The sequence below is a fragment of the Streptomyces sp. AC555_RSS877 genome, from assembly GCF_019049245.1.
GTDB lineage: Bacteria > Actinomycetota > Actinomycetes > Streptomycetales > Streptomycetaceae > Streptomyces.
The window spans coordinates 77,639-104,243 of the sequence record NZ_JAGMUK010000016.1 but is presented as its reverse complement, the minus strand read 5'-3'; the positions used below and the strand labels follow the sequence as shown (position 1 = coordinate 104,243).

At 69.8% G+C, this 26,605-nt stretch carries 24 protein-coding genes and 5 tRNA genes; 14 read left to right on the top strand and 15 right to left on the bottom strand.

The window, feature by feature from the left end; all coding sequences use genetic code 11:
* Positions 1 to 142: 142 nt before the first annotated feature.
* From KUM49_RS07785 to KUM49_RS07765, 5 genes are read right to left on the bottom strand one after another with little or no spacing between them, the layout of a single operon-like run.
* A complete protein-coding gene (locus tag KUM49_RS07785) occupies positions 143 to 916 on the bottom strand; it encodes an SDR family NAD(P)-dependent oxidoreductase (protein WP_217235971.1) in 774 nt (257 codons plus the stop codon).
* A complete protein-coding gene (locus KUM49_RS49750) occupies positions 913 to 2,364 on the bottom strand; it encodes an FAD-binding oxidoreductase (RefSeq protein ID WP_217235970.1) in 1,452 nt (483 codons plus the stop codon). Before KUM49_RS49750 ends, KUM49_RS07785 begins: the two co-directional genes overlap by 4 nt.
* Positions 2,364 to 2,732, bottom strand: coding sequence for a hypothetical protein (locus KUM49_RS07775; RefSeq protein ID WP_217235969.1), 369 nt, complete (start codon positions 2,730 to 2,732; stop codon positions 2,364 to 2,366). The genes KUM49_RS49750 and KUM49_RS07775 overlap by 1 nt, the downstream gene beginning before the upstream one ends.
* A complete protein-coding gene (locus tag KUM49_RS07770; protein ID WP_217235968.1) occupies positions 2,732 to 3,028 on the bottom strand; it encodes a hypothetical protein in 297 nt (98 codons plus the stop codon). The genes KUM49_RS07775 and KUM49_RS07770 overlap by 1 nt, the downstream gene beginning before the upstream one ends.
* Positions 3,029 to 3,087: 59 nt before the next feature.
* Positions 3,088 to 3,639: an O-methyltransferase gene (locus KUM49_RS07765; RefSeq protein ID WP_217235967.1), complete on the bottom strand. Its 552-nt coding sequence runs from the start codon at positions 3,637 to 3,639 to the stop codon at positions 3,088 to 3,090.
* 293 nt (positions 3,640 to 3,932) lie between these two features.
* Here KUM49_RS07765 and KUM49_RS07760 point away from each other — a divergent pair.
* The 5 genes from KUM49_RS07760 (at position 3,933) to KUM49_RS07740 (ending at position 8,707) form a co-directional block, all read left to right on the top strand.
* Positions 3,933 to 4,007, top strand: a tRNA-Asp gene (locus KUM49_RS07760).
* 24 nt (positions 4,008 to 4,031) lie between these two features.
* Positions 4,032 to 4,105: transfer RNA gene (locus KUM49_RS07755), tRNA-Phe, on the top strand.
* A 104-nt stretch (positions 4,106 to 4,209) separates the two neighbouring features.
* On the top strand, positions 4,210 to 8,187 hold the full coding sequence (hrpA, locus tag KUM49_RS07750; protein ID WP_217235966.1) for an ATP-dependent RNA helicase HrpA: 3,978 nt from the start codon (positions 4,210 to 4,212) through the stop codon (positions 8,185 to 8,187).
* Between the two features lie 94 nt (positions 8,188 to 8,281).
* A tRNA-Asp gene (locus KUM49_RS07745) sits at positions 8,282 to 8,356 on the top strand.
* Positions 8,357 to 8,515: 159 nt separating this feature from the next.
* Positions 8,516 to 8,707, top strand: coding sequence for a DUF6274 family protein (locus KUM49_RS07740; RefSeq protein ID WP_217235965.1), 192 nt, complete (start codon positions 8,516 to 8,518; stop codon positions 8,705 to 8,707).
* Between the two features lie 469 nt (positions 8,708 to 9,176).
* On the opposite strand, the gene bldC is transcribed toward KUM49_RS07740, so the two are convergent.
* Positions 9,177 to 9,383 (bottom strand): developmental transcriptional regulator BldC, encoded by a 207-nt coding sequence (gene bldC, locus KUM49_RS07735; RefSeq protein ID WP_003949541.1) that lies wholly within the window; start codon positions 9,381 to 9,383, stop codon positions 9,177 to 9,179.
* 556 nt (positions 9,384 to 9,939) lie between these two features.
* Positions 9,940 to 10,782 (bottom strand): hypothetical protein, encoded by an 843-nt coding sequence (locus KUM49_RS07730; protein ID WP_217235964.1) that lies wholly within the window; start codon positions 10,780 to 10,782, stop codon positions 9,940 to 9,942.
* A gap of 223 nt (positions 10,783 to 11,005) precedes the next feature.
* On the opposite strand from KUM49_RS07730, the gene KUM49_RS07725 reads away from it, so the two are divergent.
* Together KUM49_RS07725 and KUM49_RS07720 are read left to right on the top strand one after the other, a co-directional pair.
* Positions 11,006 to 12,112 carry a Glu/Leu/Phe/Val dehydrogenase dimerization domain-containing protein gene (locus KUM49_RS07725; protein ID WP_217235963.1) on the top strand — a complete coding sequence of 369 codons (1,107 nt, stop codon included), beginning with the start codon at positions 11,006 to 11,008 and terminating at the stop codon, positions 12,110 to 12,112.
* 305 nt (positions 12,113 to 12,417) lie between these two features.
* The gene (locus KUM49_RS07720) at positions 12,418 to 12,672 is read left to right on the top strand and encodes a DUF3073 domain-containing protein (RefSeq protein ID WP_217235962.1); all 255 of its coding nucleotides are present in this window, start codon (positions 12,418 to 12,420) and stop codon (positions 12,670 to 12,672) included.
* A 98-nt stretch (positions 12,673 to 12,770) separates the two neighbouring features.
* Here the strand turns inward: KUM49_RS07720 and purM are convergent, their stop codons facing one another.
* From purM to purS, 8 genes are all read right to left on the bottom strand, one after another.
* The gene (gene purM / locus KUM49_RS07715; protein ID WP_217235961.1) at positions 12,771 to 13,838 is read right to left on the bottom strand and encodes a phosphoribosylformylglycinamidine cyclo-ligase; all 1,068 of its coding nucleotides are present in this window, start codon (positions 13,836 to 13,838) and stop codon (positions 12,771 to 12,773) included.
* A gap of 89 nt (positions 13,839 to 13,927) precedes the next feature.
* Positions 13,928 to 15,457 (bottom strand): amidophosphoribosyltransferase, encoded by a 1,530-nt coding sequence (purF, locus tag KUM49_RS07710; protein ID WP_217235960.1) that lies wholly within the window; start codon positions 15,455 to 15,457, stop codon positions 13,928 to 13,930.
* A gap of 72 nt (positions 15,458 to 15,529) precedes the next feature.
* Positions 15,530 to 16,369 (bottom strand): META domain-containing protein, encoded by an 840-nt coding sequence (locus KUM49_RS07705; protein ID WP_217235959.1) that lies wholly within the window; start codon positions 16,367 to 16,369, stop codon positions 15,530 to 15,532.
* 58 nt (positions 16,370 to 16,427) lie between these two features.
* Entirely contained in the window at positions 16,428 to 17,225 is a 798-nt protein-coding gene (locus KUM49_RS07700; protein ID WP_217235958.1) for a maleylpyruvate isomerase family mycothiol-dependent enzyme, read from the bottom strand.
* Positions 17,226 to 17,249: 24 nt separating this feature from the next.
* Positions 17,250 to 18,449 carry a hypothetical protein gene (locus KUM49_RS07695; protein ID WP_217235957.1) on the bottom strand — a complete coding sequence of 400 codons (1,200 nt, stop codon included), beginning with the start codon at positions 18,447 to 18,449 and terminating at the stop codon, positions 17,250 to 17,252.
* A gap of 123 nt (positions 18,450 to 18,572) precedes the next feature.
* On the bottom strand, positions 18,573 to 20,831 hold the full coding sequence (purL, locus tag KUM49_RS07690; protein ID WP_217235956.1) for a phosphoribosylformylglycinamidine synthase subunit PurL: 2,259 nt from the start codon (positions 20,829 to 20,831) through the stop codon (positions 18,573 to 18,575).
* Positions 20,828 to 21,508, bottom strand: a complete 681-nt coding sequence (gene purQ / locus KUM49_RS07685) for a phosphoribosylformylglycinamidine synthase subunit PurQ (RefSeq protein WP_217235955.1) — start codon at positions 21,506 to 21,508, stop codon at positions 20,828 to 20,830. The genes purL and purQ overlap by 4 nt, the downstream gene beginning before the upstream one ends.
* Entirely contained in the window at positions 21,505 to 21,768 is a 264-nt protein-coding gene (purS, locus tag KUM49_RS07680) for a phosphoribosylformylglycinamidine synthase subunit PurS (RefSeq protein WP_217235954.1), read from the bottom strand. Before purS ends, purQ begins: the two co-directional genes overlap by 4 nt.
* A 351-nt stretch (positions 21,769 to 22,119) precedes the next feature.
* Here purS and KUM49_RS07675 point away from each other — a divergent pair, with 351 nt between their 5' ends.
* From KUM49_RS07675 to KUM49_RS07645, 7 genes are all read left to right on the top strand, one after another.
* Positions 22,120 to 22,437: an Lsr2 family protein gene (locus KUM49_RS07675; protein ID WP_217235953.1), complete on the top strand. Its 318-nt coding sequence runs from the start codon at positions 22,120 to 22,122 to the stop codon at positions 22,435 to 22,437.
* 134 nt (positions 22,438 to 22,571) lie between these two features.
* A tRNA-Gly gene (locus KUM49_RS07670) sits at positions 22,572 to 22,643 on the top strand.
* An 80-nt stretch (positions 22,644 to 22,723) separates the two neighbouring features.
* A tRNA-Gly gene (locus tag KUM49_RS07665) sits at positions 22,724 to 22,799 on the top strand.
* Between the two features lie 150 nt (positions 22,800 to 22,949).
* On the top strand, positions 22,950 to 23,933 hold the full coding sequence (locus KUM49_RS07660) for an ABC transporter ATP-binding protein (protein ID WP_217235952.1): 984 nt from the start codon (positions 22,950 to 22,952) through the stop codon (positions 23,931 to 23,933).
* Positions 23,930 to 24,706 carry an ABC transporter permease gene (locus KUM49_RS07655; RefSeq protein ID WP_217235951.1) on the top strand — a complete coding sequence of 259 codons (777 nt, stop codon included), beginning with the start codon at positions 23,930 to 23,932 and terminating at the stop codon, positions 24,704 to 24,706. Before KUM49_RS07660 ends, KUM49_RS07655 begins: the two co-directional genes overlap by 4 nt.
* A gap of 17 nt (positions 24,707 to 24,723) precedes the next feature.
* Positions 24,724 to 25,986 (top strand): sensor histidine kinase, encoded by a 1,263-nt coding sequence (locus tag KUM49_RS07650; RefSeq protein ID WP_374200138.1) that lies wholly within the window; start codon positions 24,724 to 24,726, stop codon positions 25,984 to 25,986.
* Complete coding sequence (locus tag KUM49_RS07645) at positions 25,983 to 26,597, top strand: response regulator transcription factor (protein WP_217235949.1); 615 nt, start codon at positions 25,983 to 25,985, stop codon at positions 26,595 to 26,597. The genes KUM49_RS07650 and KUM49_RS07645 overlap by 4 nt, the downstream gene beginning before the upstream one ends.
* Positions 26,598 to 26,605: the final 8 nt, after the last annotated feature.

The window sequence follows — 26,605 nt, the reverse complement described above, 5'->3', positions numbered from 1 at the left end:
CGCTGCTCTCGAAGCACCGTCGAGGACAACTCGACACCTGGCACGGGCGACGGGCGGGCAGCGGTGAGCCCCGCCGCCCTCCGGGAGATCGACGTCCCAGGAGAGCCACGGGGCCCGGTGCAGCGGCGCGGGGACGGACCTGTCAGGCTCCGCCCGTCACCCGCAGCGTCTCGCCGTTGGTGTTGCCGTTGGCGGCGGAGCCGAGGAAGACAACGGCGTTCGCCACGTCCTCGGGTGCCGACATCCGCCCCGACGGCAGGCTCTTGCCCTTCTCCTCCAGAAAGCCGGGCGGCACGTGCGCGCGGACGGTCTCGGTGCTGGTCTGGCCCGGCACCACCATGTTGACCAGGATGCCCTCGGGCCCCAGTTCCCAGGCCAGACTCCGCATCAGCCCGAACAGCGCGGACTTGCCCGCGCCATACGCTCCCGCGCCCGCCTTGCCGGTGTCCGCGAGGCCCGCGCCGACCAGCACGACCCGGCCCCACGCGCGCCCGCGCATCCACGGCAGCACCGCCTGCAGGGTGTGGAACACCGCCTCGACGGAGTTGCGCAGCACCTCCTGCCACTGCTTCGCCGGCACGTCCTCGAAGCGCGGCACCGGCCTGCCGGGACGCGGAATCGCCTCGCTCCACACCACCGCGTTGGCCACCAGCACGTCGATGCCGCCCCACTCCTCAGCGACCCGCTCCACCGCCTCCCGCATGCACCGCTCGTCCGCGAGGTCGTAGCGCACCACCAGCGGCGTGCCACCCGCCTCGGTCACCAGCCGCGCCGTCTCCCGGGCACCGTCCTGGTTCGAGTGGTACGTGATCGCGACCCGGGCACCCTCCTCCCCGTACGCCACAGCCGTCGCCCGGCCGATGCCCGAGGACGCCCCGGTGACCAGCACCACCTTGTTCCGCAGATCCGTCCTCATGACTCCACCTCGGTCGTCGGGGCACTGTGGCCGATGCTCTGGGCGTGCCGGAAGAAGTCCTCCGGGTCGTAGGCCCGCTTCACCTCGCGCAGCCGGGCCCGGTTCTCACCGAAGTACTCCGTTTCCCAGTCCTCGCCCACCCGGGAACTGGGGAAATTGATGTACGAGCCGCAGGCGAGCGGCGCCAGGGCCGCCGCCGCACGGTCGGCCAGGGCGCTCAGCCGCGCCGGGGCCGCCGCATCCGTCGCCGCGTCACGGCAGGCGAACTGATAGCCGATCAGGAACCGCGCGTCCCGGTGGGCGTAGGCGGTCGCCGTCCTCGGCACCCGGTTCGCCGCGCCGCCGAGCGCGATGCACAGCAGGTAGCGCTCCTGGCCGGAGGCGTCCAGCGTGGGATCCCACGCGTCGAGCAGCGCCGCCGACTCCGCACGGGTCGCGGCCCGACCGGTCAGCCGGTAGCTCTGCCGGGTGTACGGATGCCGGTGCCCCTCGGCCTCGGGTCCGGTACCGGTGCGATGGCACTGGGCCACGGTCTTCGAGCCGCACAGCGCCTCGTGCATCACCTCGGCGTAGTCGCCCGGCGGGCCGACCGTCCTGCTCAGCGGCTTGCTCCCGGCCCGTTCCGCCAGTTCGTCCAGGCCGGCCCGCACCTCCTCGGCCGTCCCCAGGTGCACGCCCCAGACCCGGACCACGGGACGCCCGCCGGGCCCGAACATGCCGGGCAGCACCACCAGTGAGGTGCCGAGCTCGTCCGGCCCGTCGGCGGCCCACTCCTGCCAGGCCGTCAGCACGTCCACGGCGTCCTCGTACGCCCAGAGCGTCTCGAACCCGGTCAGCACGGCCGCGTCGACCGGGGACAGGTCGAACTCGGTGACGACCCCGAAGGTGCCCCCTCCACCGCCGCGCAGCGCCCAGTAGAGATCGGGCTCCTCGACGGCCGAGCAGCGCACGGTCCTGCCGTCCGCGAGCACCACACGCGCCGCGGTGACCCGGTCGCTGCCCAGCCCGAAGCTCCTCGTCTGCCAGCCGATCCCGCCGCCGGTCAGAAACCCGCCCGCACCGACCGTCGGAAACGTCCCGGTGACGATCTGCCGGCCCTGGGTCCGCAGGGCGTCCAGCGCGTCCATCGACTGGACGCCCGCCCCGAGCCGCACCACGGGCCCCTCGGCCACGGCGTGGTTCATCCGGGACAGGTCGACGACCAGTCCCTCGCCCGTCGACCAGCCGTTGAAGCTGTGGCCGCCGCCCCGGACGTGCAACCGCAGCCCCTGGTCCCGGGCATGGCGCACACACAGCGCGATGTCCCGCTCGGAGGCGCAGTACGCGACGGCGTGCGGCTCGATCGTGTCGTACTCGGTGTTCTGGATCTGTCTGGCCAGGGCGAAGCCCGCATCGTCCGGCAGGACCAGTTCGCCGCCGATACGGTCCCGCAGCGCCGCCGCCCGCATCAGTCGTCGATGCCGAACTTGCCGGCGGTCACCTTGGAGCCCGCGTGGCCGCGCAGCTTGGTGCCCTGCGGGTCGAAGAACTCCGCGCCGCCGGTGCCCTGCCACTCGGTGTCCGAGACGAACTCCCCCGACACCCGGACATGGGCCTCCCCGACGTGCTTGCCCTCGGGGTCGGCGGCCAGGATGTGGAAGCCGTACTCGAAGGTGTCGGGGCCCGTGGAGCGCCAGGTGCCGAGGCCGATGTTCTTGGTGTTGAGCTGGGTGGAGACGACCGAGCCGTCCGACGAGAAGGAGACAAGTCCGGGAACGGCCTTTCCGTCGTCGTCCAGCTGCGTGGTCCAGGTACCGATCAGACGTGCGTCGCTCATCACAGTTCTCCTCGGGAAGTGGGATGGTCCGGCCAGGCTTCCGGCCCGCTCTGGAGACGCGCTCGAGACGCCCTGTAGCTGGGCGGCCCGTCCTCGGGAGGACGGCACAGGGGCCCGAACTCCGGATGCCACAGGCCGGCCACGTGCGTGGAGCCGAGCGCGACCAGAGCCCGGTACGCCGGCCGCAGGCAGTAACGCACCAGCCCCCGCCACACGGCGCCCAGCACGGTGCCGCGGTCCTCCTTGTCAGGATGCCCGTCGGGCAGGAATGCGGGATCGAACGGACGAAGGGACACGACGCTCCTCGGTGTGAGTTCTGGGTCCTGGGTCCTGAGTCCTGAGTCCTGGGGACGGGTCAGGCCGCGCAGACGGCCATCTCCACGCCGCCGCCGAAGGGCAGCGGCAGCGAGACATAACCGCTGCCGGGAACCCGGATGTGGGTCAGGAACTCCGCGCCCCGCGCCGGAATGTCACGGATGCCGTACGCCACCACCACCGCTCCCGGCAGCATCCTGGGCTCCACCAGCTTCAGCAGCGTCAGGAAGGACTCCGGCGGACCGCCGAGCACCAGCAGGTCGACCGGCCCGGGAACAGCCGGCAGCAACCGCTCGGGACTGCCCGCCCGCACCTGCGCGTACCGTCCGAGCCCGGCCTTCTCGACCGCCGCCGCGGCCACCTCGGCCCGTACGGTGTCCGGCTCGCAGCACACGACCCGGCCCCTCCCGTTCTCCCGCAGCGCCGCCGCGATCCACGCGGTGGACGACTCGTCCGGACAGCCGGCCTGGAGCACGTTGAGCGGCCCGGCCGCCAGCACCAGTTGCCGGAGAAGGGTCGCGGTGCCGGCTTCGCGGAAGGGCCCGGCGTGGGATTCGGCGGAAGGCACGGTGGAACATGCGGCATCGGGCATGCGGAACTCCCCGTCACGAGTGTCGAGACATTCGAGATCTCCTGGCCGAGCGTTCCAGACCCCGCCCCCACGGGCGACGCCCCTGGACCACGCCCCGAGCGAGCCTCCAGCCGCCCTCCAGCCCCCCGCACCCAGCTCGTTTTCAGAGCCCAGCGCATCCTCTGATACGCTGCTGCAGCGACGTCACCCCAGCTGACGAGCCCCTCCGCACTCACCAGTGAGAGCGGCGGAAACTCGGTGGGGACACGCGAAACCTTGTGGGACACTGGGTTCACCGGTTCACACAACAGCAAGGTCCTGTGGAGCAGTTTGGAGTGCTCGCCACCCTGTCAAGGTGGAGGCCGCGGGTTCAAATCCCGTCAGGACCGCTGAGGTTTCCTCGGAAACCTCGTGGCTGGGTAGCTCAGTTGGTACGAGCGATCGCCTGAAAAGCGATAGGTCGCCGGTTCGATCCCGGCCCCAGCCACAGGCAAGGCCCCGATCTTCGGATCGGGGCTTTCTTGTATGTCGTACGCCCCTCCGCAAAAGCGTTCGCCACGATTTTCCCCGGGATGAGATCCTGGACCGCGTATGTCTACGCACCCCGCCCCCGGCGCCTCCGCTCCGGGCACCCCCGACCTCGGCGCCCTCGCCCCCCGCCTGACCGAGCTGGCCCTGCGCGACGCGCACCGGCTCGGGCGCAGGCTCGAAGGCGCGCGCCGGATCCGTAAGCCGGAGGCTCGTGCCGCCGTTCTCGCCGAGATCGAGGCGGAAGTGGCGAACGCCGAGGAGCGGATGAGCGCCCGGCGCGGACGCGTGCCCGCCGTCAGCTACCCCGAGCAGCTGCCGGTCAGCCAGAAGAAGGACGACATCGCGGCGGCCATCCGTGATCACCAGGTCGTGATCGTCGCCGGAGAGACCGGCTCCGGGAAGACGACCCAGATCCCCAAGATCTGCCTGGAGCTCGGGCGGGGCGTCAAGGGCATGATCGGGCACACCCAGCCCCGCCGGATCGCCGCCCGAACCGTCGCCGAGCGGGTCGCGGAAGAGCTCGACACGCCTCTCGGCGAAGCCGTCGGCTGGAAGGTGCGGTTCACCGACCAGGTGAACCCGCAGGCCACCTTCGTCAAGCTGATGACGGACGGCATCCTGCTCGCCGAGATCCAGACCGACCGCGAGCTGCGCGCCTACGACACGATCATCATCGACGAGGCCCACGAGCGGTCCCTCAACATCGACTTCCTGCTGGGGTACCTGGCCCAGCTGCTGCCCAAGCGGCCGGACCTGAAAGTCGTCATCACCTCGGCGACCATCGATCCCGAGCGCTTCTCCCGGCACTTCGGCGACGCCCCGATCGTCGAGGTCAGCGGGCGGACGTATCCCGTGGAGGTGCGATACCGGCCCCTGCTCGAGGACGACGCCGAGGACTCCGACCGCGACCAGATCACCGCGATCTGTGACGCCGTCGAGGAGCTCCAGGCCGAGGGCAAGGGCGACATCCTCGTCTTCCTCTCGGGGGAGCGGGAGATCCGAGACACCGCGGACGCGCTGGAGAAGAAGAAGTACCGGTTCACCGAGGTGCTTCCCCTCTACGCCCGGCTCTCGCACGCCGAGCAGCATCGCGTCTTCCAGCAACACACCGGGCGCAGGATCGTTCTGGCCACCAACGTCGCCGAGACCTCCCTCACCGTCCCGGGCATCAAGTACGTCATCGACCCCGGCTTCGCCCGCATCTCCCGCTACAGCCACCGCACCAAGGTCCAGCGGCTCCCCATCGAGGCGATCTCGCAGGCCAGCGCCAACCAGCGCAAGGGCCGCTGCGGGCGCACCAGCGACGGCATCTGCATCCGCCTCTACAGCGAGGGGGACTTCGAGGCGCGCCCGGAGTTCACGGACGCCGAGATCCTCCGTACGAACCTGGCCTCCGTCATCCTGCAGATGACCGCCGCCGGCCTCGGCGACATCGAGAAGTTCCCCTTCATCGACCCGCCGGACCACCGCAACATCCGCGACGGCGTCCAGCTCCTGCAGGAACTGGGGGCATTGGACCCGGCGCAGAAAGACGTACGCAAGCGGCTCACGGACACCGGCCGCAAGCTCGCACAGCTGCCCGTCGACCCGCGCCTGGCGCGCATGGTCCTGGAGGCGGAAAAGAACGGCTGTGTCCGCGAGGTCATGGTCATAGCGGCCGCGCTGTCCATCCAGGACCCGCGCGAGCGCCCCGCCGACAAGCAGACCCAGGCCGACCAGCAGCACGCCCGGTTCCGGGACGAGACGAGCGACTTCCTCGCCTATCTCAACCTGTGGCGGTACGTCCGTGAGCAGCAGAAGGAGCGAGGCTCCTCCTCCTTCCGGCGCATGTGCAAGCAGGAGTACCTGAACTTCCTGCGCATCCGCGAGTGGCAGGACATCTACTCGCAGCTGCGGACCGTCGCCAAGCAGATGGGCATCCATCCGAACGAGGAGGACGCGGCCGAGCAGAGCGTCCACGTCTCCCTCCTCGCCGGTCTGCTCTCGCACGTCGGCATGAAGGACGTGAAGGACGGCAACAAGAACGAGTACCTGGGCGCGCGGAGCGCCAAGTTCGCGATCTTCCCGGGCTCCGCCCTCTTCAAGAAGCAGCCGCGCTTCGTGATGTCCGCCGAACTCGTGGAGACCTCCCGCCTCTGGGCCCGCGTCAACGCCAAGATCGAGCCCGAGTGGGTCGAACCCCTGGCCGAGCACCTGCTCAAGCGGACGTACAGCGAACCGCACTGGGAGAAGGACCAGGCCGCGGTGATGGCGTACGAGAAGGTCACGCTCTACGGCGTCCCGATCGTCGCCCAGCGCAAGGTCAACTACGGCCGGATCGATCCGGAGACCTCCCGCGAGCTTTTCATCCGCAACGCCCTGGTCGAGGGCGACTGGCGCACGCATCACAAGTTCTTCGCCGACAACCGCAAACTCCTCAGCGAGGTCGAGGAGTTGGAGCACCGCGCGCGGCGCCGGGACATCGTGGTCGACGACGACACGCTCTTCGACTTCTACGACGAGCGGGTGCCCGAACACGTCGTGTCCGGCGCCCACTTCGACTCCTGGTGGAAGCACAAGCGGCACGAGCAGGGCGACTTCCTCGACTTCGAGCGCGAGATGCTCATCCGGGAGTCGGCGGAGGCGGTCACGAAGGACGACTATCCGGACTCGTGGCGGCAGGGGCCGCTCAAGTTCCGGGTGACGTACCAGTTCGAGCCCGGCGCGGACGCCGACGGGGTGACCGTCCACATCCCGCTCCAGGTCCTCAACCAGGTCACCGACGAGGGCTTCGACTGGCAGATCCCGGGCCTGCGGGAAGAGCTGGTCACGGAGCTGATCCGGTCCCTCCCGAAGCCGATCCGCCGCAACTACGTGCCGGCGCCGAACTTCGCGAAACGGTTCCTGGACACGGCGGCCCCTCTCCAGGAACCGCTCACCACCACCATGGCGCGTGAACTCAAGCGCATGGTCGGGATCCCCTTCACCGCGGACGACTTCGACTGGTCCAGGGTCCCCGAGCACCTGCGCATCACCTTCCGGATCGTCGACGAGCGCCGCCGCAACCTGGCCGAGGACAAGGACCTGGAGGCGCTGAAGCTCCAGCTGAAACCGAAGGCGCGGCAGGCCCTCTCGCAGGCCGCGGCCGCCACCGCCGAGCGGCAGGGCGGCGAGTCCCTGGAGCGCAAGGGCCTCACCGACTGGACGATCGGCTCCCTCACCCGCGTCTTCGAGACCCGCCGCGCCGGCCAGCCGGTCAAGGCGTACCCGGCGCTGGTCGACGACGGGCCGACGGCGAACACCGTCTCCGTACGGCTCTTCGACACGGAGGCCGAGCAGGCGGAGGCGATGTGGAAGGGCATGCGGCGGCTCATCCTGCGCAACATCCCGGTCAACCCGGCGAAGTTCGCGAGTGATCGTCTGACGAACGCCCAGAAGCTCGCCCTGTCCGCGAATCCGCACGGCTCGGTCCAGGCGCTGTTCGACGACTGCGCGATGGCGGCCGCGGACAAGCTGATCGGCGACTTCGGGGGGCCGGTGTGGGACGAGGAGTCGTACCGCAAGCTGTACGACAAGGTGCGGGCGGAGATCGTCGACACGACGGTCCGCGCGGTCGGCCAGGTGGAACAGGTCCTCGCCGCCTGGCAGGCCTGTGAGCGCCGCCTGAAGTCCGTACGGAGCCCTGTGCTGCTGGCGAACCTCCAGGACGTACGCAGACAGCTGGACGCCCTCGTGAAGCCCGGCTTCGTGACGGAGGCGGGCATACGGCGTCTCCCCGACCTCATGCGCTACCTCGTCGCCGCGGACCGCCGCCTCCAGCAGATGCCGACCGGCGTCCAGCGGGACACCACCCGCATGGAGAAGGTCCACGAGATGCAGGACGAGTACGCCTGGCTGCTCGAGCAGATGCCCCAGGGCCGCCCGGTCCCGTCCTCGGTCCTGGACATCCGCTGGATGATCGAGGAACTCCGCGTCAGCTATTTCGCCCATGCGCTCGGCACGGCGTACCCGGTCTCCGACAAGCGGATCGTGAAGGCGATCGACGCCGCCGTGCCGTAACGGCACCTGCACACCGGGTGAGTTCGACCAGCGGGCTCACCCTCCTGTAGAGTCTCTTCTCGCAGCGCAACGCAAGAATCGCACTGCGAAACCTGGTCCTGTGGAGCAGCTTGGAGTGCTCGCCACCCTGTCAAGGTGGAGGCCGCGGGTTCAAATCCCGTCAGGACCGCAGTAGAAGAAGAGAGAGCCCGGGTCTTCGGACCCGGGCTCTCTTGCGTCCCCGCGGCTCTCTGCGGCTCCTCGCGCCCCCTGCGGTCTTGACGCCGTCACTTTCGCTCGGTACCCAGAAACCAGGGCTCGCTTCCGTGCGGCCCCCTGGAGGTGGGGTATGACGGCATCGGTCAGGCACGAGACCCGGGCGTTGCTCCGTGCGCATCTGTCGGCCGCTTCCTCCTACCGCCATCTGACGCGCCACTGCCCGATCTGCCATCGCCTGCTGCGGCTGGCGATGGACGGCGCTCCACGGACCGCGCAGACGCCGGAGGAGAGCGTCGAGGGCGAGCGGCCCGCGAACGCGTGAGTGTCGCCCGGCCCAACGCCCGCTCCGCCGTGGGACGGTGGCAGGGACGGAAGGCATGCCTCCTCTAGCGCACGTGAGGCACGGGCGACAAGGACTCTGGCATGTGACGGGTGTCACCGCATGAGTTTTTGAAACTGCGGTACTTACCCCTCACCTACAACTGGTCAATTTAATATGTGCAATTGCACCAGTGGCAGCGGACGCCCACAGGAGATCCGACACCCCTCCCCAGACTCCGACAAGCCCGCTCACAGACCCGCCCCGCCGACCACGCCATGAACACAAAAAAGATCGCGCTGGACCCGGCGGAGTCCAGCGCGATCGACGACGCACCCTGTCACTGCTTGCGAAGCCTGGAGGGGCTTGGGCGTGGGCTCTGTTGGGGCAGAGCCCGCGTCGCTTGGAGCTAGGGGCCCGGACGCCGCGGCAAGTTGGGGTTCCTGCCGGTTTTGCCCGGATATTCAGTTGTTCAGGCCTCGCTGCGCTGCTGCGGGATACCCGCGAGCAGCGCACGGACCTCGGCCTCGCGGTAACGGCGATGCCCGCCGAGCGTGCGGATCGAAGTGAGCTTGCCGGCCTTCGCCCACCGCGTGACCGTCTTGGGGTCGACGCGGAACATCGTGGCGACCTCAGCCGGGGTCAGCAGCGGCTCGGCATCAGGGGTGCGAGCGGTCATGAGCGGCCTCCTCGGGAGAACCGAACCTTCTCGGTTCTTTCCTCTAAATTCTGCACCTTGACCCGCGTTGCCCGAAATGGCGGACGCGAGTCGAGTCGGTTATAGGACGAACGGCTTGTCCTCGGCACTACAACTACACCATCTGTCCAGCCGCGTCGGCCAAACCGATGGAATTGCCCCTCCAGGTGTTCATCAGCGACGGAAGCCGATGGACCATGCCATAGCGGACAGTCACGACACTGTGACGATCAGTCACAGGACGATCAGGAGTCATCAGACCCCCCAAAGCGTGCAATGCTGAGATTCCGCCCCGTACTGAGATAGAACGGGACGGACGGAGTTCCCCCGGACTCCTTGTCCTATTTTGGCATGAGGAGGGGCAAGGGACGCAAGGGCCGCGTACGTGCGGTCCGTCACGCTTGGCGGTAAAGGCCCCGGATCGGGACCAACGTCCCTTGTTGACGAAACCTCAGGACACCGAGGACAAACCTCGGTCCGAGGACGAAACCCCAAAACGGGCGTCAGGTCAAACGTCAGTTCGTGACCTACGGCACGTTCAGTTCGCCGAACGGCGGTTCCGCACCGACCGCCACCGCTCCACGAGCCGCGCGTACGCCTCGCCCGCCGCGACCCCGTCACCGCTGCGCAGCGCCGCGATGCCCTCGGCCACGTCGGCCGCCGAGTGGTCCTCCTCCAGCTCGCCGGCCGGCAGCGTGTGCACCAGGCCGCCGTAGTCCAGCTCCACCAGCGAGCGCGGGTGGAACTCCTCCAGCCAGCGCCCGACGTCCACCAGGCCGTCGATCAGCGGCCCCTCGTCCATGGCCTCCTTGAGCGCCCGCAGGGCCCGGGCCACGCGCCGCCGGGCCTCCACCATCGGCGTCCGGTACCGCAGCGCCGGGGGGACCTCGCCGGAGCCCTTGTCGAAGCGCCGCTCCTCGTCGGAGACCAGCACGAACCAGCTCAGCGGCACCTGCCAGGTCGCCGTACGGATCCAGGGCCGCGCGTCCGGGTTGCGGGTCAGCCAGCGCTCGTAGTCCAGGGCCGCCTGCCGCCGTACGACCTCTGGCAGCACCGCTTCCAGGACCGGCCTGGGCAGCTCCTCGCCGAGCTCGCCCAAGGCCTGCCAGCCGCGCAGCCGGGTGCGCCACGGGCACACGCACACCACCCCGTCGACCTCCAGCACGAACGCGTCGCCGCTCTCGTGCACCGGCACCGCGATGGGCGGGGTGGGCACCAGGTCGGCCAGGGAGCGGCGGAGTTCGTCCTGGTACGAGGGACGGTCGGGGCGGCGGGCGTAGCGCGCCCAGTGGTCGCGTTCCGGTTCCGGGAAGGCGGCCAGCGGCTCGTACACGCGCAGATAGGTCGCGTACGGGACGATCACCGAGGACACCTTGGGCACGCCTGCTCCCTCCCCCTCCGTCTGCCGGGAAAACCTGCGAAACCCGCACATGTACGAGCGGGAAAATCATGCAAATCGTCGCACGGACGTACTCCAGGAGGAGGTCTTGTCGAGCAGTGCGCGGCGCCCGGGGACATCCAGGCCCTAATCTCATGCTCACAGCCCCCGCCACCCGTACGGGAGCTGCCTCCGACCGCCGCTCTTTACTTCAGGAGTCACCACAGTGACCGACGTAACCGGCGCACCTGCTGATGTACTGCACACCCTGTTCCACTCGGACCAGGGTGGTCATGAGCAAGTCGTGCTCTGCCAGGACCGTGCCAGCGGTCTCAAGGCCGTCATCGCGATCCACTCCACCGCCCTGGGCCCCGCGCTCGGCGGTACGCGCTTCTACCCGTACGCGAGCGAGGCGGAGGCCGTCGCCGACGCGCTGAACCTCGCCCGCGGGATGTCGTACAAGAACGCCATGGCCGGTCTCGACCACGGCGGCGGAAAGGCCGTGATCATCGGCGACCCGGACCGGCACAAGAGCGAGGAGCTGCTGCTCGCGTACGGCCGGTTCGTCGCCTCGCTCGGCGGCCGGTACGTCACCGCGTGCGACGTCGGTACGTATGTCGCCGACATGGACGTCGTCGCCCGGGAGTGCCGCTGGACGACCGGCCGCTCGCCCGAGCAGGGTGGCGCCGGCGACTCCTCCGTCCTCACCGCCTTCGGCGTCTACCAGGGCATGCGCGCCTCCGCGCAGCACCTGTGGGGCGACCCCTCGCTGCGCGACCGCCGGATCGGCGTCGCAGGCGTCGGCAAGGTCGGGCACCACCTGGTGGAGCACCTGCGCGCCGAGGGTGCCGAGGTCGTGATCACCGATGTGCGCGAGGAGGCCGTACGGCGGATCCTCGACCGGCACGCGTCGGGAGTGACGGCCGTCACCGACACCGAGACGCTGATCCGGCTCGAAGGGCTCGACGTCTACGCCCCGTGCGCACTGGGCGGGGCGCTGAACGACGACTCCGTGCCGGTGCTCACCGCGAGGATCGTGTGCGGCGCGGCCAACAACCAGCTCGCCCACCCGGGCATCGAGAAGGACCTCGCCGACCGCGGGATCCTCTACGCGCCGGACTACGTGGTGAACGCCGGCGGTGTCATCCAGGTCGCCGACGAGCTGCACGGGTTCGACTTCGAGCGGTGCAGGGCGAAGGCCGCGCGGATCTTCGACACCACGCTGGCCATATTCGCACGTGCGAAGGATGACGGTATCCCGCCGGCCGCCGCGGCCGACCGGATCGCCGAGCAGCGGATGCACGAGGCCGCCGCGGCCCGCCGGGCGCGATGAGATGACGCGCGCGGCCATCTCGCGGGTTTGACCGGTACCCGTCGGCGCACTCTTAGAGAGAACTCTCACGTTCGTCGGCGGGTCGGCCGCGAAAAGGTGGTTAAAATCGCGGTTGACCAGCGAGGAAGGGGCACCTCGCGGGTTCTGGGTCCGGGCACGTCCTGTGGGCGACGTACCGTATGGGCGTGGGCTCAGGTACCGTGGATGCCCTACGGACCGGTCTCTCCACGGAGAGTCCGTTCCAGATCATGAACGCGTGTCAAGACTCTGGGGCCGTCGAGCCCCGTCACCGAGGGGGTCGAGCCATGGGGCGCGGCCGGGCCAAGGCCAAGCAGACGAAGGTCGCCCGCCAGCTGAAGTACAACAGCGGCGGGACTGACCTGTCGCGTCTGGCCAGCGAGCTGGGCGCTTCGACTTCGAATCAACCTCCGAACGGCGAGCCGTTCGAGGATGACGAAGACGAAGACGACCCGTACGCCCAGTACGCGGATCTGTACAACGACGACGATGAGGACGAGGACGACGAGTCCGGTCCCGCGTCGCAACGCCGCGGCGCTTGACGATTCAGCTCTGCGTGACCCGGTCCAGCGGCTTACACCGCCGGACCGGGTTTTGCTCTGCCCTCGTCAGGATCGGACGTCGTGGGGGTCCGTAGGTATCAGACGGCGTAGTCGCCGACCATCTCCGCGCCCGTGGCGTGCTCGCCGCGGTCCGTGATCTCACCCGCGACCCATGCCTCGACCCCGCGGTCGGCGAGGGTGGCCAGGGCCACGTCCGCCGACTCCTCCGGCACGATCGCGATCATGCCGACGCCCATGTTCAGGGTCTTCTCCAGCTCCAGCCGCTCGACGGAGCCGGTCCGGCCGACGAGGTCGAACACCGGTGCCGGGGTCCAGGTGGAGCGGTCGACGATCGCGTGCAGCCCGTCGGGGATGACGCGGGCCAGGTTGGCGGCGAGTCCGCCGCCGGTGACGTGCGAGAAGGCGTGCACGTCGGTCGTGCGGGTCAGGGCCAGGCAGTCCAGCGAGTAGATCTTGGTGGGCTCCAGGAGCTCCTCGCCCAGCGTGCGGCCGAGCTCCTCGATCCGCGCGTCCAGCGACAGACCGGCCTGGTTCAGCAGGACGTGCCGGACGAGCGAGTACCCGTTCGAGTGAAGACCGGAGGCCGCCATGGCGATGACCGCGTCACCCGTACGGATGCGATCCGGGCCGAGCAGGCGGTCGGCCTCCACCACGCCGGTACCGGCGCCGGCGACGTCGAAGTCGTCGGGGCCCAGGAGACCGGGGTGCTCGGCCGTCTCGCCGCCCACCAGGGCGCAGCCGGCGAGGACACAGCCCTCGGCGATGCCCTTGACGATGGCGGCGACCCGCTCGGGGTGGACCTTGCCGACGCAGATGTAGTCGGTCATGAACAGCGGCTCGGCGCCGCACACCACGATGTCGTCCATGACCATCGCGACCAGGTCGTGGCCGATGGTGTCGTAGACGCCCAGCTGGCGCGCGATGTCGACCTTCGTGCCGACGCCGTCCGTGGCGGAGGCGAGGAGGGGGCGCTCGTAGCGCTTGAGGGCGGAGGCGTCGAAGAGGCCGGCGAAACCGCCGAGGCCGCCGAGGACCTCGGGGCGCTGCGTCTTCTTCACCCACTCCTTCATCAGCTCGACGGCGCGGTCGCCCGCTTCGATGTCGACGCCCGCCGCTGCGTAGCTGGCACCAGTTGTCTCAGACATGACGGTGAGAACTTTCGTGTCGTACTGCAGGTGAGCAGGTGAAACGGCTTGACGGGCTGGGCTTTTACGGACTGGGCTTGACGGGCTGTCTACGGGCGGCGGATCGCGTCGGACGCGGCCGTCGCGGCGGGCCCGGCGGCCAGCTCGGTCTCCAGGAGTTGCTTGCCGAGGAGCTCGGGGTCCGGGAGATCCATCGGGTACTCGCCGTCGAAGCAGGCGCGGCAGAGGTTCGGCTTGGCGATGGTGGTCGCCTCGATCATGCCGTCGATGGAGATGTACGAGAGGGAGTCGGCGCCCAGCGAGGTGCCGATCTCGTCGATCGTCATGCCGTTGGCGATGAGCTCGGCGCGGGTGGCGAAATCTATGCCGAAGAAGCAGGGCCACTTCACGGGCGGCGACGAGATCCGGATGTGGACCTCCGCGGCGCCCGCCTCGCGGAGCATGCGGACCAGGGCGCGCTGGGTGTTGCCGCGCACGATCGAGTCGTCGACGACGATCAGTCGCTTGCCCCTGATGACTTCCTTCAGCGGGTTCAGCTTCAGGCGGATGCCGAGCTGACGGATCGTCTGGGAGGGCTGGATGAACGTACGGCCGACGTACGCGTTCTTCACCAGACCCGCGCCGAAGGGGATGCCGGAGGCCTCCGCGTAGCCGATGGCGGCGGGGGTGCCGGACTCCGGAGTCGCTATGACCAGGTCGGCGTCGACCGGGGCTTCCTTGGCGAGCTTGCGGCCCATCTCCACGCGGGAGAGGTACACGTTCCGGCCCGCGATGTCGGTGTCGGGGCGGGCCAGGTACACGTACTCGAAGACGCAGCCCTTGGGCTTCGCTTCCGCGAATCGGGACGTGCGCAGACCGTTCTCGTCGATCGCGATGAACTCGCCCGGCTCGATCTCGCGGACGTAGGCCGCGCCGCAGATGTCGAGGGCGGCGGACTCGGAGGCGACGACCCAGCCACGCTCCAGGCGGCCGAGGACCAGCGGGCGGATGCCCTGCGGGTCACGGGCTGCGTACAGGGTGTGCTCGTCCATGTAGACGAGCGAGAAGGCGCCCTGGACCTGCGGGAGGATCCGGATGGAGGCCTCTTCGATGGTCAGCGGCTTGCCGTCGTCGTCGACCTGGGCCGCGAGGAGCGCGGTGAGCAGGTCGGTGTCGTTGGTGGCGGCCACCCGGGTGGACCGGCCGTTGGTGTCCTTGGGGAGGTCGGCGACCATCTCGGCGAGCTGCGCCGTGTTGACCAGGTTGCCGTTGTGGCCGAGCGCGATGGAGCCGTGCGCGGTGGCACGGAACGTCGGCTGGGCGTTCTCCCACACCGAGGCACCGGTGGTCGAGTAGCGGGCGTGACCGACCGCGATATGACCCTGGAGCGATCCGAGCGAGGTCTCGTCGAAGACCTGGGAAACAAGGCCCATGTCCTTGAAGACGAGGATCTGGGAGCCGTTGCTGACCGCGATTCCCGCGGATTCCTGGCCTCGATGCTGGAGGGCGTAGAGCCCGAAGTAGGAGAGCTTGGCGACCTCTTCGCCCGGAGCCCAGACACCGAAGACGCCGCAAGCGTCCTGGGGGCCCTTCTCACCGGGGAGCAGGTCGTGGTTGAGTCGTCCGTCACCACGTGGCACGTTCCCGAGTGTAGGCGAGGTCGTCCACTGGTCCGAATTGGGGAACGTCCGGCGCTGAGCTGCGGTAAAGGATCACTTGCCGACGACTGCGGTGACGATCTCGTCGTTTGCGCTGGTCAGCGTGAGGGTCCGGTGATCCACTTCGTAGCTCACGGTGCTGTCGAAGAGGCGCAGCAGCTCCTTCTCGACGTTCATGAGTGAGGCGTCGCACATCATTCGGGTGGTGGACGGAGCGCCGAGGGTGATATGTCCGTCGCGGACGGTCGCCGGGGCGTTCACCTTGTTGCAGCCGAGGCTGCCGGAGACCTTGCCGGCCTTCTTGTCGAAGGTGAGGTGGGCCTTGCTCTTGGCAGCGGGGGAGGTGACCTGCCACTTCGTGCCGTAGAAGGAGGCATCCGTCGTCCTGGTGAGGTTGACGCGGTCGCCGGCCTCGGTGGTGAGGGTCAGGTGTCCGTCCTCGACCTCGGTCTTCAGGGCGCCGTCCACGAGCGTGCGGGACAGGGTCCGCTCGAAGTCCATGGGCTTGTCCTCGCAGGCCATCTCGGTGGTCATGGCGTCGCTGAGCCTCAGGCTGTCGCCGTCCATCGCGGCCTTGGCGTTGAAGTGGTTGCAGCCGTAGTTGCCTGCCGCCTTGCCGTCGGCGATCTCGACGTGCGCGTCCGAGGGGGCGGTATGGGTGGTGCCGTCGACCGTGACGCTGTCGATGCTCCAGTGAACGCCGGTGACGGCCGGTGCGGCGCTCACGGAGCCGCCGGCGGCCTTCTCGCTGCCGCAGGCCGCGGCGAGCGGGACGAGGGCCACGGCCGCGGTGAGGGCCAGTCGCTGTTTCGGCCGGTGCTGCCGTGTGTCCCCCGGCGTGACGTGCGGCCTGTCCTTCTGCCTGTCCTTCTGCGTGTCCGTCTGCTTGTACATGCCGATTCGACGGGGCGGGTGGGGTGGTTGGTTCCCCTCTGCCGCCGTTCCGCCGCCGTCAGCTCAGCAGCGGCAGCAGTCCGCCGAGGTCCGCCCGCTCCCCGCTCGCCCTGACCTTCGCCTCGTCGAGCGCGTCCTTCCAGGTCAGGCGCCCGGTGGCGAGGCGGATCCAGGTCAGCGGGTCGGTCTCGACGACGTTCGGCGGGGTGCCGCGGGTGTGCCGGGGCCCCTCGACGCACTGGACGACGGCGTACGGCGGGATCCGTACCTCGGTGGAGCCGCCGGGGGCCTTGGCGGCGAGCGCGTCGGCGAGGAGGCGGGTGGCTGCGGCGAGGGCCTGGCGGTCGTGGGGGATGTCGAGGCCGGGGACGGCGACGTTCAGGTCGTCGGTGTGGACGACTAGTTCGACGGTACGGGTGACCAGGTAGTCCGCGAGGCTGATGGCACCGGTCCGGGTGGCGAGGAGGCGGGCACCGGGTGCGCTCGCGAGGGCTTCCCTGAGCCGCTGTTCCGTACCGGCGTAGAGGACGTCGAGGTCGGGGTTGGCCCTGGCCAGCTCCTTCGTGTCCTCGGCGATGTCGGCGGCGCGTACGGCGGTCGCGAAGGGCCAGTCCAGCAGCGCGAGTTCCGCCTTGGGGGGCTCCGGGCGCCGCAGGTTCCGGCTGACCGTCTCGACGGCCATCGTGAGGTGCGCGGCCAGGTCCCGCACGGTCCAGTCGCCGAGCCGGGTGGGGGCGGCGAGCTGGTCGGGGCTGAGAGCGAGTACGGCGTCTCGGACATTCCCGAACTGGGCGAGCACGGCCGTGCGGATCCTGGCGGGGTCATAGGCGCGGGGGCGCTTCTTGGCCGGTGGCATGGGGGTCAGCCTAGGCGGGCTGCATCAGTCCGTGCCCGGGAACTTCAGGTCCGTGCAGCCGCGGCGGGCGGCGACATCGGTGACGTACCCCCGGAAGAGCGGCATGAGGTGGGGAGCCGCGCGCGAGGACCACGAGTCGTAGCCGTAGTGGACGCGCAGGACGTGGACGGCGGGGGAGCCGTCACACACCGAGGAGGCCCACCACAGGCCCGTGTCCTCGTGCCGGCCCGCGGTGCCGGGCTCGATCGGGGAGTCGGTGGCCTTGGCGGAGCCGGTGTCGCCGACGAAGACGTCCGGGGTGGCCTGGTCGTAGAAGGTCTGGACGTCGGCCCACCACGCCTCGTCCCGGTCACCGGTGGGCGCGTCGCCTTCGTCGACGCCCTCGGTGCCGGCGTGGGCCGCGTCGAACAGGGTGCGGGCCCGGTCGGTGGACAGCCGCAGGGCGCAGCGCTCACGCCAGGCGTGCGCGTCGGCAGGGGCGCCCATCGCCTCGTCCGGCAGCCAGAGTTGCTCGCGTGAGGGCCACTCCGTACGTGCGTACCAGGCGCAGGTGCCGTCGGCCCGGCCGGCGGCCGTGAATTCGGGGACCGCCGGAAGGTCGGCGGAGGGCTCGGGCAGGCGGTCGGAGCAGCCGAGGCGGTCGGCGAGGCGGTTGGCCGCGGTGACGGCGACGGAGGCCATGCGGTCGCGGTCGCCGGAGGTGGCGGGCTTCGGGTAGTACGGCGGCGTACCGGTGTACGCCGCCGAGGCGGTGACCTCGATGCGCTCCGCCGCCCTGCCCCGGTACCTGCCGTCGGAGCAGTTCAGCCGCACGGTGGCCTCACTCGGCCCGGCGAGGCCCGACGCCCCGTCCCCGATGGGCACGTCGGCGCGGGCGAACCGCTCGGCGAGCTCGGAGCCCGGGGCGGAGACGATCACGTCACGGCCGCTGCCGGGACCCGCGTCGACCCGTGCCTGGAAGAGGAGCGCGCCGTAGGCGTCGCCGTCCTCGCCCGCGTTCTGTATCAGGCAGTCGGACGGCAGGGCGTCCGGGTCGAGGGAGGCACGGTTGCGCAGGACCGTACTGGCGTGGTCCATGCCCCTCACGTCGCCGACCGGCACGAGGTCCGCGCACCCGGCGCCCACCGCCCGATACGTCTGCCACTCGTCCCACAGCACCGGCCCGCTCCACCCGGCGCCGGCGACAGCAACCAGACACAGCAACACGTTGACGTACTTCCGCACCCGCTCCCCCGTCCCCCACCACCCACGGACTGCCGAAATCAACAGCCGCCACTGACAACGCGCGCAAAGGCCCCGTCCTCCTCCTGGAACCCAGGGTCCGGACGGGGCCTTCCGTAGGCGTACTTACGCGAGCAGCGCCGGAATCGTCCGCTCGTGCACCTCGCGCAGCTCCTCCAGCGACAGCTCGAACTCGCCCTGAAGCTCGACCGTCTCCCCGTCCACGACACCGATGCGGGTGACGGGCAGACCGCGCGCGCCGCACATGTCGTTGAAGCGGAGCTCTTCCGAGCGGGGCACGGCGACGACCGCGCGGCCGGCCGACTCCGAGAAGAGGAAGGTGAAGGCGTCGAGCCCGTCCGGTACGACCAGACGCGCGCCCTTGCGTCCGAGCAGCGCCGACTCGACCACGGCCTGGATCAGGCCGCCGTCGGACAGGTCGTGCGCGGAGTCGATCATGCCGTCGCGGGAGGCGGAGATCAGGATCTCGGCCAGCAGCCGCTCCCGCTCCAGGTCGACCTTCGGCGGCAGCCCGCCGAGGTGGTCGTGCACGACCTGCGACCAGGCCGAGCCGCCGAACTCCTCACGCGTGTCGCCGAGGAGGTAGAGCAGCTGCCCCTCTTCCTGGAAGGCGACCGGCGTGCGGCGGGCGACGTCGTCGATGACGCCCAGGACCGCGACCACCGGGGTGGGGTGGATGGCCACCTCGCCCGTCTGGTTGTAAAGGGAGACGTTGCCGCCGGTCACCGGGGTGCCGAGCTGCTGGCAGGCGTCGGCGAGACCACGGATGGCCTCCGCGAACTGCCACATGACCGCCGGGTCCTCGGGCGAACCGAAGTTCAGGCAGTCGGAGACGGCGAGCGGCTTGGCACCGGTCGTCGCCACGTTCCGGTACGCCTCCGAGAGCGCCAGCTGCGCGCCCGCGTACGGGTCGAGCTTGGCGTAGCGGCCGTTGCCGTCGGTCGCGATGGCGACGCCGAGCCCGGTCTCCTCGTCGATGCGGATCATGCCCGAGTCCTCGGGCTGGGCCAGCACCGTGTTGCCCTGCACGAAGTGATCGTACTGGGAGGTGATCCAGGACTTGGAGGCCTGGTTCGGGGACGACACCAGCTGCAGGACCTGGTCCCTCAGCTCCTCGCTCGTCTGCGGGCGGGGCAGCTTGTTCGCGTCGTCCGCCTGGAGCGCGTCCTGCCAGGACGGGCGGGCGTAGGGACGCTCGTAGACCGGGCCGTCGTGGGCGACGGTCCGCGGGTCGACGTCGACGATCTTGCCGCCGTGCCAGTAGATCTCCAGGCGGTCGCCGTCGGTCACCTCACCGATGACGGTGGCGATGACGTCCCACTTGTCGCAGATCTCCAGGAAGCGGTCGACCTTGCCCGGCTCGACGACCGCGCACATGCGCTCCTGCGACTCGCTCATGAGGATTTCCTCGGGCGAGAGGGTGGAGTCGCGCAGCGGTACGTCGTCCAGGGTGACGCGCATGCCGCCGGAGCCGTTGGACGCCAGCTCGCTGGTGGCGCAGGACAGTCCCGCCGCACCCAGGTCCTGGATGCCGACGACCAGCTTCTCCTTGAACGCCTCCAGGGTGCACTCGATGAGCAGCTTCTCCTGGAAGGGGTCGCCCACCTGGACGGCCGGACGCTTCGACGGCTTGGCGTCGTCGAAGGTCTCCGAGGCGAGGATCGACGCGCCGCCGATGCCGTCGCCGCCCGTGCGGGCCCCGTACAGGATGACCTTGTTGCCCGCGCCGGACGCCTTCGCGAGGTGGATGTCCTCGTGCCGCATCACACCGATGGCACCGGCGTTGACCAGCGGGTTGCCCTGGTAGCAGGCGTCGAAGACGACCTCGCCGCCGATGTTCGGCAGGCCCAGGCAGTTGCCGTAGCCGCCGATGCCGGCGACGACACCGGGCAGCACGCGCTTGGTGTCGGGGTGGTCGGCAGCACCGAAACGGAGGGGGTCCACGACGGCGACCGGGCGGGCGCCCATCGCGATGATGTCGCGGACGATGCCGCCGACACCGGTCGCGGCACCCTGGTACGGCTCCACGTACGACGGGTGGTTGTGCGACTCGACCTTGAAGGTGACCGCGTAGCCCTGGCCGACGTCGACGACACCGGCGTTCTCACCGATGCCGACCAGCAGGGCGTCGGACTGCGGGGCCTTCTCGCCGAACTGGCGCAGGTGCACCTTCGACGACTTGTACGAGCAGTGCTCGGACCACATGACGGAGTACATGGCGAGCTCGGCACCGGTGGGCCGGCGGCCCAGGATCTCCACGACCCGCTCGTACTCGTCCTTCTTCAGACCGAGTTCGGCCCAGGGCAGCTCGACGTCGGGGGTCGCGGTCGCGTGCTCGACCGTGTCCAGAGGCGTCCGGCTCATGCGTTGACCAGCTTCTTGAGGATCGAGGTGAAGAAGGGGAGGCCGTCGGTGCGGCCGGTGCCGATCAGCGGCTCCACGGCGTGCTCCGGGTGCGGCATCAGGCCCACGACGTTGCCGGCCTCGTTGCTGATGCCGGCGATGTCCCGCAGGGAGCCGTTCGGGTTGAAGTCGACGTAGCGGAACGCGACGCGGCCCTCGCCCTCCAGCTTGTCGAGCGTGTACTCGTCGGCGACGTACCGGCCGTCCATGTTCTTCAGCGGAATGTTGATCTCCTGGCCGGCCGTGTAGTCGGTCGTCCAGGCGGTGTCCGCGTTCTCCACCCGCAGCTTCTGGTCGCGGCAGATGAAGTGGAGGTGGTCGTTGCCGAGCATCCCGCCCGGGAGCAGGTGGGCCTCGGTGAGGATCTGGAAGCCGTTGCAGATACCGAGGACCGGCAGTCCGGCCTTGGCCTGCTCGATGAGGGGCTCCATCACCGGCGAGAAGCGGGCGATGGCGCCGGCCCGCAGGTAGTCGCCGTAGGAGAAACCGCCGCACAGCACCACGGCGTCGACCTGGTGGAGGTCCTTGTCCTTGTGCCACAGGGCGACCGGCTCGGCGCCCGCGAGGCGGATCGCGCGCTGGGTGTCCCGGTCGTCGAGGCTGCCCGGGAAAGTGACGACGCCAATACGAGCGGTCACTTCGCGGCCTCCGCGACTTCCTCCACCTTGACGGTGAAGTCCTCGATCACGGTGTTGGCGAGGAAGGATTCCGCGAGATCGTGGATGCGGGCGAGCGTGGCCTCGTCGACCGGCCCGTCAACTTCCAGTTCGAATCGCTTTCCCTGACGTACGTCCGAGATGCCTTCGAAACCCAGCCGCGGCAGTGCGCGCTGCACCGCCTGGCCCTGGGGGTCGAGGATCTCCGGCTTGAGCATGACGTCGACTACGACGCGTGCCACTGGCACTCCCGGTGTTGTGGTGCTGAGCAGGTTCCTGCAGGTGTCTTCAGACTACCCGCACAAAATTTCTACGCGGGTAGAGTTGTAGGAAACTACGTGACGGCTGTCACGATCCGGTATCGGGAGGGCGCCTTCACGAAAAGTTCAGGGAAAGATCCCGAATCGATGCACCACGCCTATTGCGCCCGAGACACGCGGGCAGATTTAGTCGAGCTTCACAATGCAATGCCGAGCACTGTACAAATGAATTGGTAATAGCCGATACTTTGCCCAATAACAGGCGGACAGTCGGCATCTCCAGGACGTCCTGGCACGTCATCGCGGAGATGCCGCACGAAGGGACCGATATTCGTGGCGCAGCGTGTCGTGGTCACTCTCTTTGACGACATCGACGGCTCGGAAGCGGCGGAAACGATCGCCTTCGGACTCGACGGCAAGTCGTACGAGATCGACCTGAACCAGATCAATGCCAAGAAACTGCGTGAGACGCTCGAGCCGTACGTGGAGGCCGGCCGCAAGCGGTCGAGGTCGGGCAAGGCCTACCGGCAGACGGAGATCGCACCCGACCCGGCGGCCGTCCGGGCCTGGGCCCAGGCCAACAAGATGGACGTCCCGGCGCGCGGGCGGATCCCCAAGAAGGTCTACGAGGCATTCGCCGCCGCGCAGTGACAGCCGCCTCGGTTGCTGCTCAGGGTCCGTCACCGGGCCCTGAGGACAGCCGACTTGCGCAGCACCCCTCCTGGTCAGCTAGAGTCTGAAGCACGCCGAGGGGCAAGGCCGAAAGGCCCGGCTCCGAAGTACACGCGGGTGTAGTTCAGTAGTAGAACATCCCCCTTCCAGGGGGAAGGCGCAGTGTGCAATTCCTGTCACCCGCTCTGCACCACCAGCTCGACCACTCTTGTGGATCAGGTAGGATGGTGCTCGCGCCGATCGGTGAGAGCCGGTCGGAGGCAATGCGGACGTAGCTCAGTTGGTAGAGCGCAACCTTGCCAAGGTTGAGGTCGCCAGTTCGAACCTGGTCGTCCGCTCCATGAAAAGGACCCCGGTCATTGACCGGGGTCCTTTTCGTGCTCCTCCTGCGCCCGGTGCGTGTGCGCGGCGCGCGGTCTTCTGACATTTGTCATGCCGACTGATGACAGCCCGCACTGCTGCCGGGCCCGTGTCGGCGGAAGGCTGAAGGCATGGAAACCGACGGACACGAACACGTGATTGAGGTCACTGACCTGCGGCGTGTGTACGGGGGCGGGTTCGAAGCAGTACGCGGAATCTCCTTCTCCGTGCGCCGCGGCGAGATCTTCGCCCTGCTGGGCACCAACGGGGCGGGCAAGACATCCACGGTGGAACTGCTGGAAGGGCTCGCGCGGCCGGCCGCGGGGCGGGTGCGGGTCCTCGGCCATGATCCCTACGCCGAGCGGGCCGTCGTACGGCCCCGGACGGGCGTGATGTTGCAGGAGGGCGGCTTTCCGTCCGAGCTGACCGTCGCCGAGACCGCGCGGATGTGGGCCGGGTGCGTGAGCGGGGCCCGGCCCGAGGGAGAAGCGCTCACGCTGGTCGGGCTGGAGCGCAGGACGGGCGTACGGGTGAAGCAGCTGTCCGGGGGTGAGCGGCGGCGCCTGGACCTCGCGCTCGCGCTGCTCGGCAGGCCCGAGGTGCTGTTCCTGGACGAGCCGACGACCGGCCTGGACGCCGAAGGGCGCCGGGAGACCTGGGAGTTGGTGCGCGCGCTGCGCGACGGGGGGACGACCGTGCTGCTGACCACGCACTACCTGGAGGAGGCCGAGGACCTCGCCGACCGGCTCGCCATCCTGCACGAAGGGCGGATCGCGGCCGCGGGGACACCGGCCGAGGTGACCGCCGCGCAGCCGTCCCGGATCTCCTTCGAGCTGCCCGACGGCTACTTCCTGGGGGATCTGCCGCCTCTCGGTGAACTGGGGGTGTGCGGGCACGAGGTCGAGGGGAAGGTCGTACGGCTGCGGACGCGGGAGCTGCAGCGGGCGGCCACCGGGGTGCTGGGGTGGGCCGAGCGGGCCGGGGTCGGGCTGGGCCGCCTCGATGTGCGGTCGGCGTCGCTGGAGGAAGCGTTCCTGAGGATTGCCCGGACGGCATCACAAGAGGGCCCTGAGACTCAAGCGGGCCTTGGGACTGTTGAGGAGTACGTGTCATGAGTGGAACCGTCACCACTCCGGCAGGGCGTGTCGCGGCGCTCGCGCGGGCCGAGCTGACGCTGTTCGGGCGGAGCAAGGGCATGATCGTCACGGCGGTGTTCGTGCCGCTGGTGCTGCCGGTCAGTGTGCGGTCGTTGGTAGAGGACATGGACCTCGGAGGGTCCGGGCTCAGCGTCGGACTGGTGCTGCTGCCCGGGGCCATCGGGTTCTCGCTGCTGTTCGCCGTGTACTCGGCGCTCGTGGGCGTCTTCGTCGGGCGGCGCGAGGAACTCGTCCTCAAGCGGCTGCGCACCGGCGAGCTGCGGGACCGGGAGATCCTCGCCGGGGCCGCGCTGCCGGCCGTCACGACGGGACTGGTGCAGTGCCTGGTCCTGGCGGTGGCCTGCTCGGTCCTCCTCGACGTACCCGTTCCTGCGGCTCCTCAACTGGCGGTGCTCGGAGTCGGGTTGGGACTGGTCCTGTGTGCGGCGCTGGCCGCTGTGACGGCGGGTTTCACGCGTACCGTGGAGAGCGCGCAGGTCACCTCCATGCCGGTCGTGATGGCGTCGATGGTGGGATCCGGGGTCGCCGTACCGCTGGAGTTGATGCCCGACCGGGTGGCGTCGGTGCTCGAACTGCTGCCGCTGACACCGGTGATCACGCTCGTGCGGGGCGGGTGGACCGGTGAGCTGTCGGCGTACGAGGCGGTGGGGGCCGTGCTGACCGGGCTGGCCTGGACAGTGTTGGGTGTGTTTGCTGTACGGCGGTGGTTCCGGTGGGAGCCCCGACGCTGAGGAACGGGGGCATGGACGTGCGGGGACCGGCCAGATGGTGGCGGGGCAAGAGCACACCGGCGAAGGTGGAGACCTACACACGGTCGACGTTCCACTTCTTCGCGGTGCTGGAGATCGCGGCCATCGGGCTCACCGGGTTCGGGCAGGTCGAGCTGTGGCTCGCGGGCTGGCTGCTGCTGATGGTGGGCGTCCACGGGGCGGTGTGCGCGGTGGCCGCGTCGCGGGCGCTGGACTGGACGCGCGGTCGGCGTGAGCAGCCCGTACGGCTGCTGTGGACGCTCGGCGCGATCACCGCCGCGGTCGCCTGCGCGGCCCTCGCGATCGCGGAGTACGGGCCGGGCGGCGAGAGCGTGGACAGCGCGGCGGGCGGGGTCTTCGGGGTCGTCCTGATCTTCGGCGCCGGCACGCTCGCACTCGGCGTCCACAACCGGCGGCGCGTGTACGCACTCGTCGGCGGTTTCGGGGCCGGCGCCGGCGCCGTGTCGCTCGCCCTGGGCGCCCCCGGGGCCGCCGCGCTGGTCGTCACGCTGGCCGTGCTGTTCGGCTCCGCGCTCTTCGCCTTCACCTCCGTGTTCTCCGTCTGGCTCCTCGACGCCTTCTACGAACTCGACGAGGCCCGGGAGACCCGCGCCCGGCTCGCTGTCGCCGAGGAACGGCTGCGGTTCGGGCGCGACCTGCACGACGTCATGGGGCGCAACCTCGCCGTGATCGCCCTGAAGAGCGAGCTGGCCGTGCAGTTGGCGCGGCGCGGGCGGGCCGAGGCCGTCGACCAGATGATCGAGGTGCAGCGGATCGCGCAGGAGTCGCAGCGCGAGGTGCGGGATGTCGTACGGGGGTACCGGGAGGCCGACCTGGGCGTGGAACTCGCCGGGGCGCACGGGGTGTTGACGGCCGCGGGGATCCGCTGCGAGGTGACCGGGGGCGAGGTGACCGGGCTGTCGGCCGAGGTGCAGTCGGCGCTCGCGTGGGCGGTGCGGGAGGCGACGACCAACGTGCTCCGGCACGGGGACGCCGGGTGGTGCGCGGTCGGGGTCCGGGAAAGGGAGGGGTGGGTGGTCCTGACGGTGGAGAACGACGGGGCGTCGGTTCCCTCCGGTGCCGGTGGGAAGGACGGGGTGTCCGTCCCTTCCGGTGCGGGCGGTTCGGGGCTGGCCGGGCTGCGGGAACGGCTGGCGGCGGTGGAGGGGACGCTGGAGGCGGGGCCGGCCGACGGCGGGCTGTTCCGGGTGGTGGCGGAGGTGCCGTTGGCCACGGCAGGTGCGCGTGAGGTCATGGCATGACCTCTCCCGTACGACTCCTGCTCGCCGACGACGAGCACCTCATCCGGGGTGCGCTCGCCGCGCTGCTCTCCCTTGAGGACGATCTCGTCGTCGTGGCCGAGGCCGCCACCGGACCCGAAGCGATGGCCATGGCCCGTGCGCACGTTCCCGATGTCGCCGTCCTGGATCTCCAGATGCCCGGCGCGGACGGTGTGAAGGTCGCCACATCTCTGCGGACCGAACTGCCGCACTGCCGGGTGCTGATCGTGACCAGTCACGGGCGGCCGGGACATCTGAAGCGGGCCCTCGAGGCGGGTGTGCGGGGATTCGTGCCGAAGACCGTCAGCGCGCAGCGGCTCGCGGAGATCATCCGCACGGTTCACGCGGGGAACCGTTACGTCGACCCCGAGTTGGCCGCCGACGCGATCTCCGCCGGGGACTCGCCACTGACCGCGCGGGAGGCGGAGGTCCTGGAGCTCGCCGCCGACGGGGCGCCCGTCGCGGAGATCGCCGAGCGGGCCGCGCTGTCCCAGGGGACCGTACGGAACTACCTGTCGTCGGCCGTCTCCAAGCTCGGGGCGGAGAACCGCCACACGGCGGTGCGGCTCGCCCGGCAGCGAGGTTGGGTATAGTTGCTCTC

What these genes read in the sequence shown, in the direction of transcription:
- KUM49_RS07785 (WP_217235971.1), bottom strand. Translation starts at nt 916, where the DNA reads ATGAGGACGGATCTGCGGAACAAGGTGGTGCTGGTCACCGGGGCGTCC.
- KUM49_RS49750 (WP_217235970.1), bottom strand. Translation starts at nt 2,364, where the DNA reads ATGCGGGCGGCGGCGCTGCGGGACCGTATCGGCGGCGAACTGGTCCTG.
- KUM49_RS07775 (WP_217235969.1), bottom strand. Translation starts at nt 2,732, where the DNA reads ATGAGCGACGCACGTCTGATCGGTACCTGGACCACGCAGCTGGACGAC.
- KUM49_RS07765 (WP_217235967.1), bottom strand. Translation starts at nt 3,639, where the DNA reads ATGCCCGATGCCGCATGTTCCACCGTGCCTTCCGCCGAATCCCACGCC.
- hrpA (WP_217235966.1), top strand. Translation starts at nt 4,210, where the DNA reads ATGTCTACGCACCCCGCCCCCGGCGCCTCCGCTCCGGGCACCCCCGAC.
- KUM49_RS07740 (WP_217235965.1), top strand. Translation starts at nt 8,516, where the DNA reads ATGACGGCATCGGTCAGGCACGAGACCCGGGCGTTGCTCCGTGCGCAT.
- bldC (WP_003949541.1), bottom strand. Translation starts at nt 9,383, where the DNA reads ATGACCGCTCGCACCCCTGATGCCGAGCCGCTGCTGACCCCGGCTGAG.
- KUM49_RS07720 (WP_217235962.1), top strand. Translation starts at nt 12,418, where the DNA reads ATGGGGCGCGGCCGGGCCAAGGCCAAGCAGACGAAGGTCGCCCGCCAG.
- purM (WP_217235961.1), bottom strand. Translation starts at nt 13,838, where the DNA reads ATGTCTGAGACAACTGGTGCCAGCTACGCAGCGGCGGGCGTCGACATC.
- KUM49_RS07705 (WP_217235959.1), bottom strand. Translation starts at nt 16,369, where the DNA reads ATGTACAAGCAGACGGACACGCAGAAGGACAGGCAGAAGGACAGGCCG.
- KUM49_RS07700 (WP_217235958.1), bottom strand. Translation starts at nt 17,225, where the DNA reads ATGCCACCGGCCAAGAAGCGCCCCCGCGCCTATGACCCCGCCAGGATC.
- purL (WP_217235956.1), bottom strand. Translation starts at nt 20,831, where the DNA reads ATGAGCCGGACGCCTCTGGACACGGTCGAGCACGCGACCGCGACCCCC.
- KUM49_RS07660 (WP_217235952.1), top strand. Translation starts at nt 22,950, where the DNA reads ATGGAAACCGACGGACACGAACACGTGATTGAGGTCACTGACCTGCGG.
- KUM49_RS07655 (WP_217235951.1), top strand. Translation starts at nt 23,930, where the DNA reads ATGAGTGGAACCGTCACCACTCCGGCAGGGCGTGTCGCGGCGCTCGCG.
- KUM49_RS07645 (WP_217235949.1), top strand. Translation starts at nt 25,983, where the DNA reads ATGACCTCTCCCGTACGACTCCTGCTCGCCGACGACGAGCACCTCATC.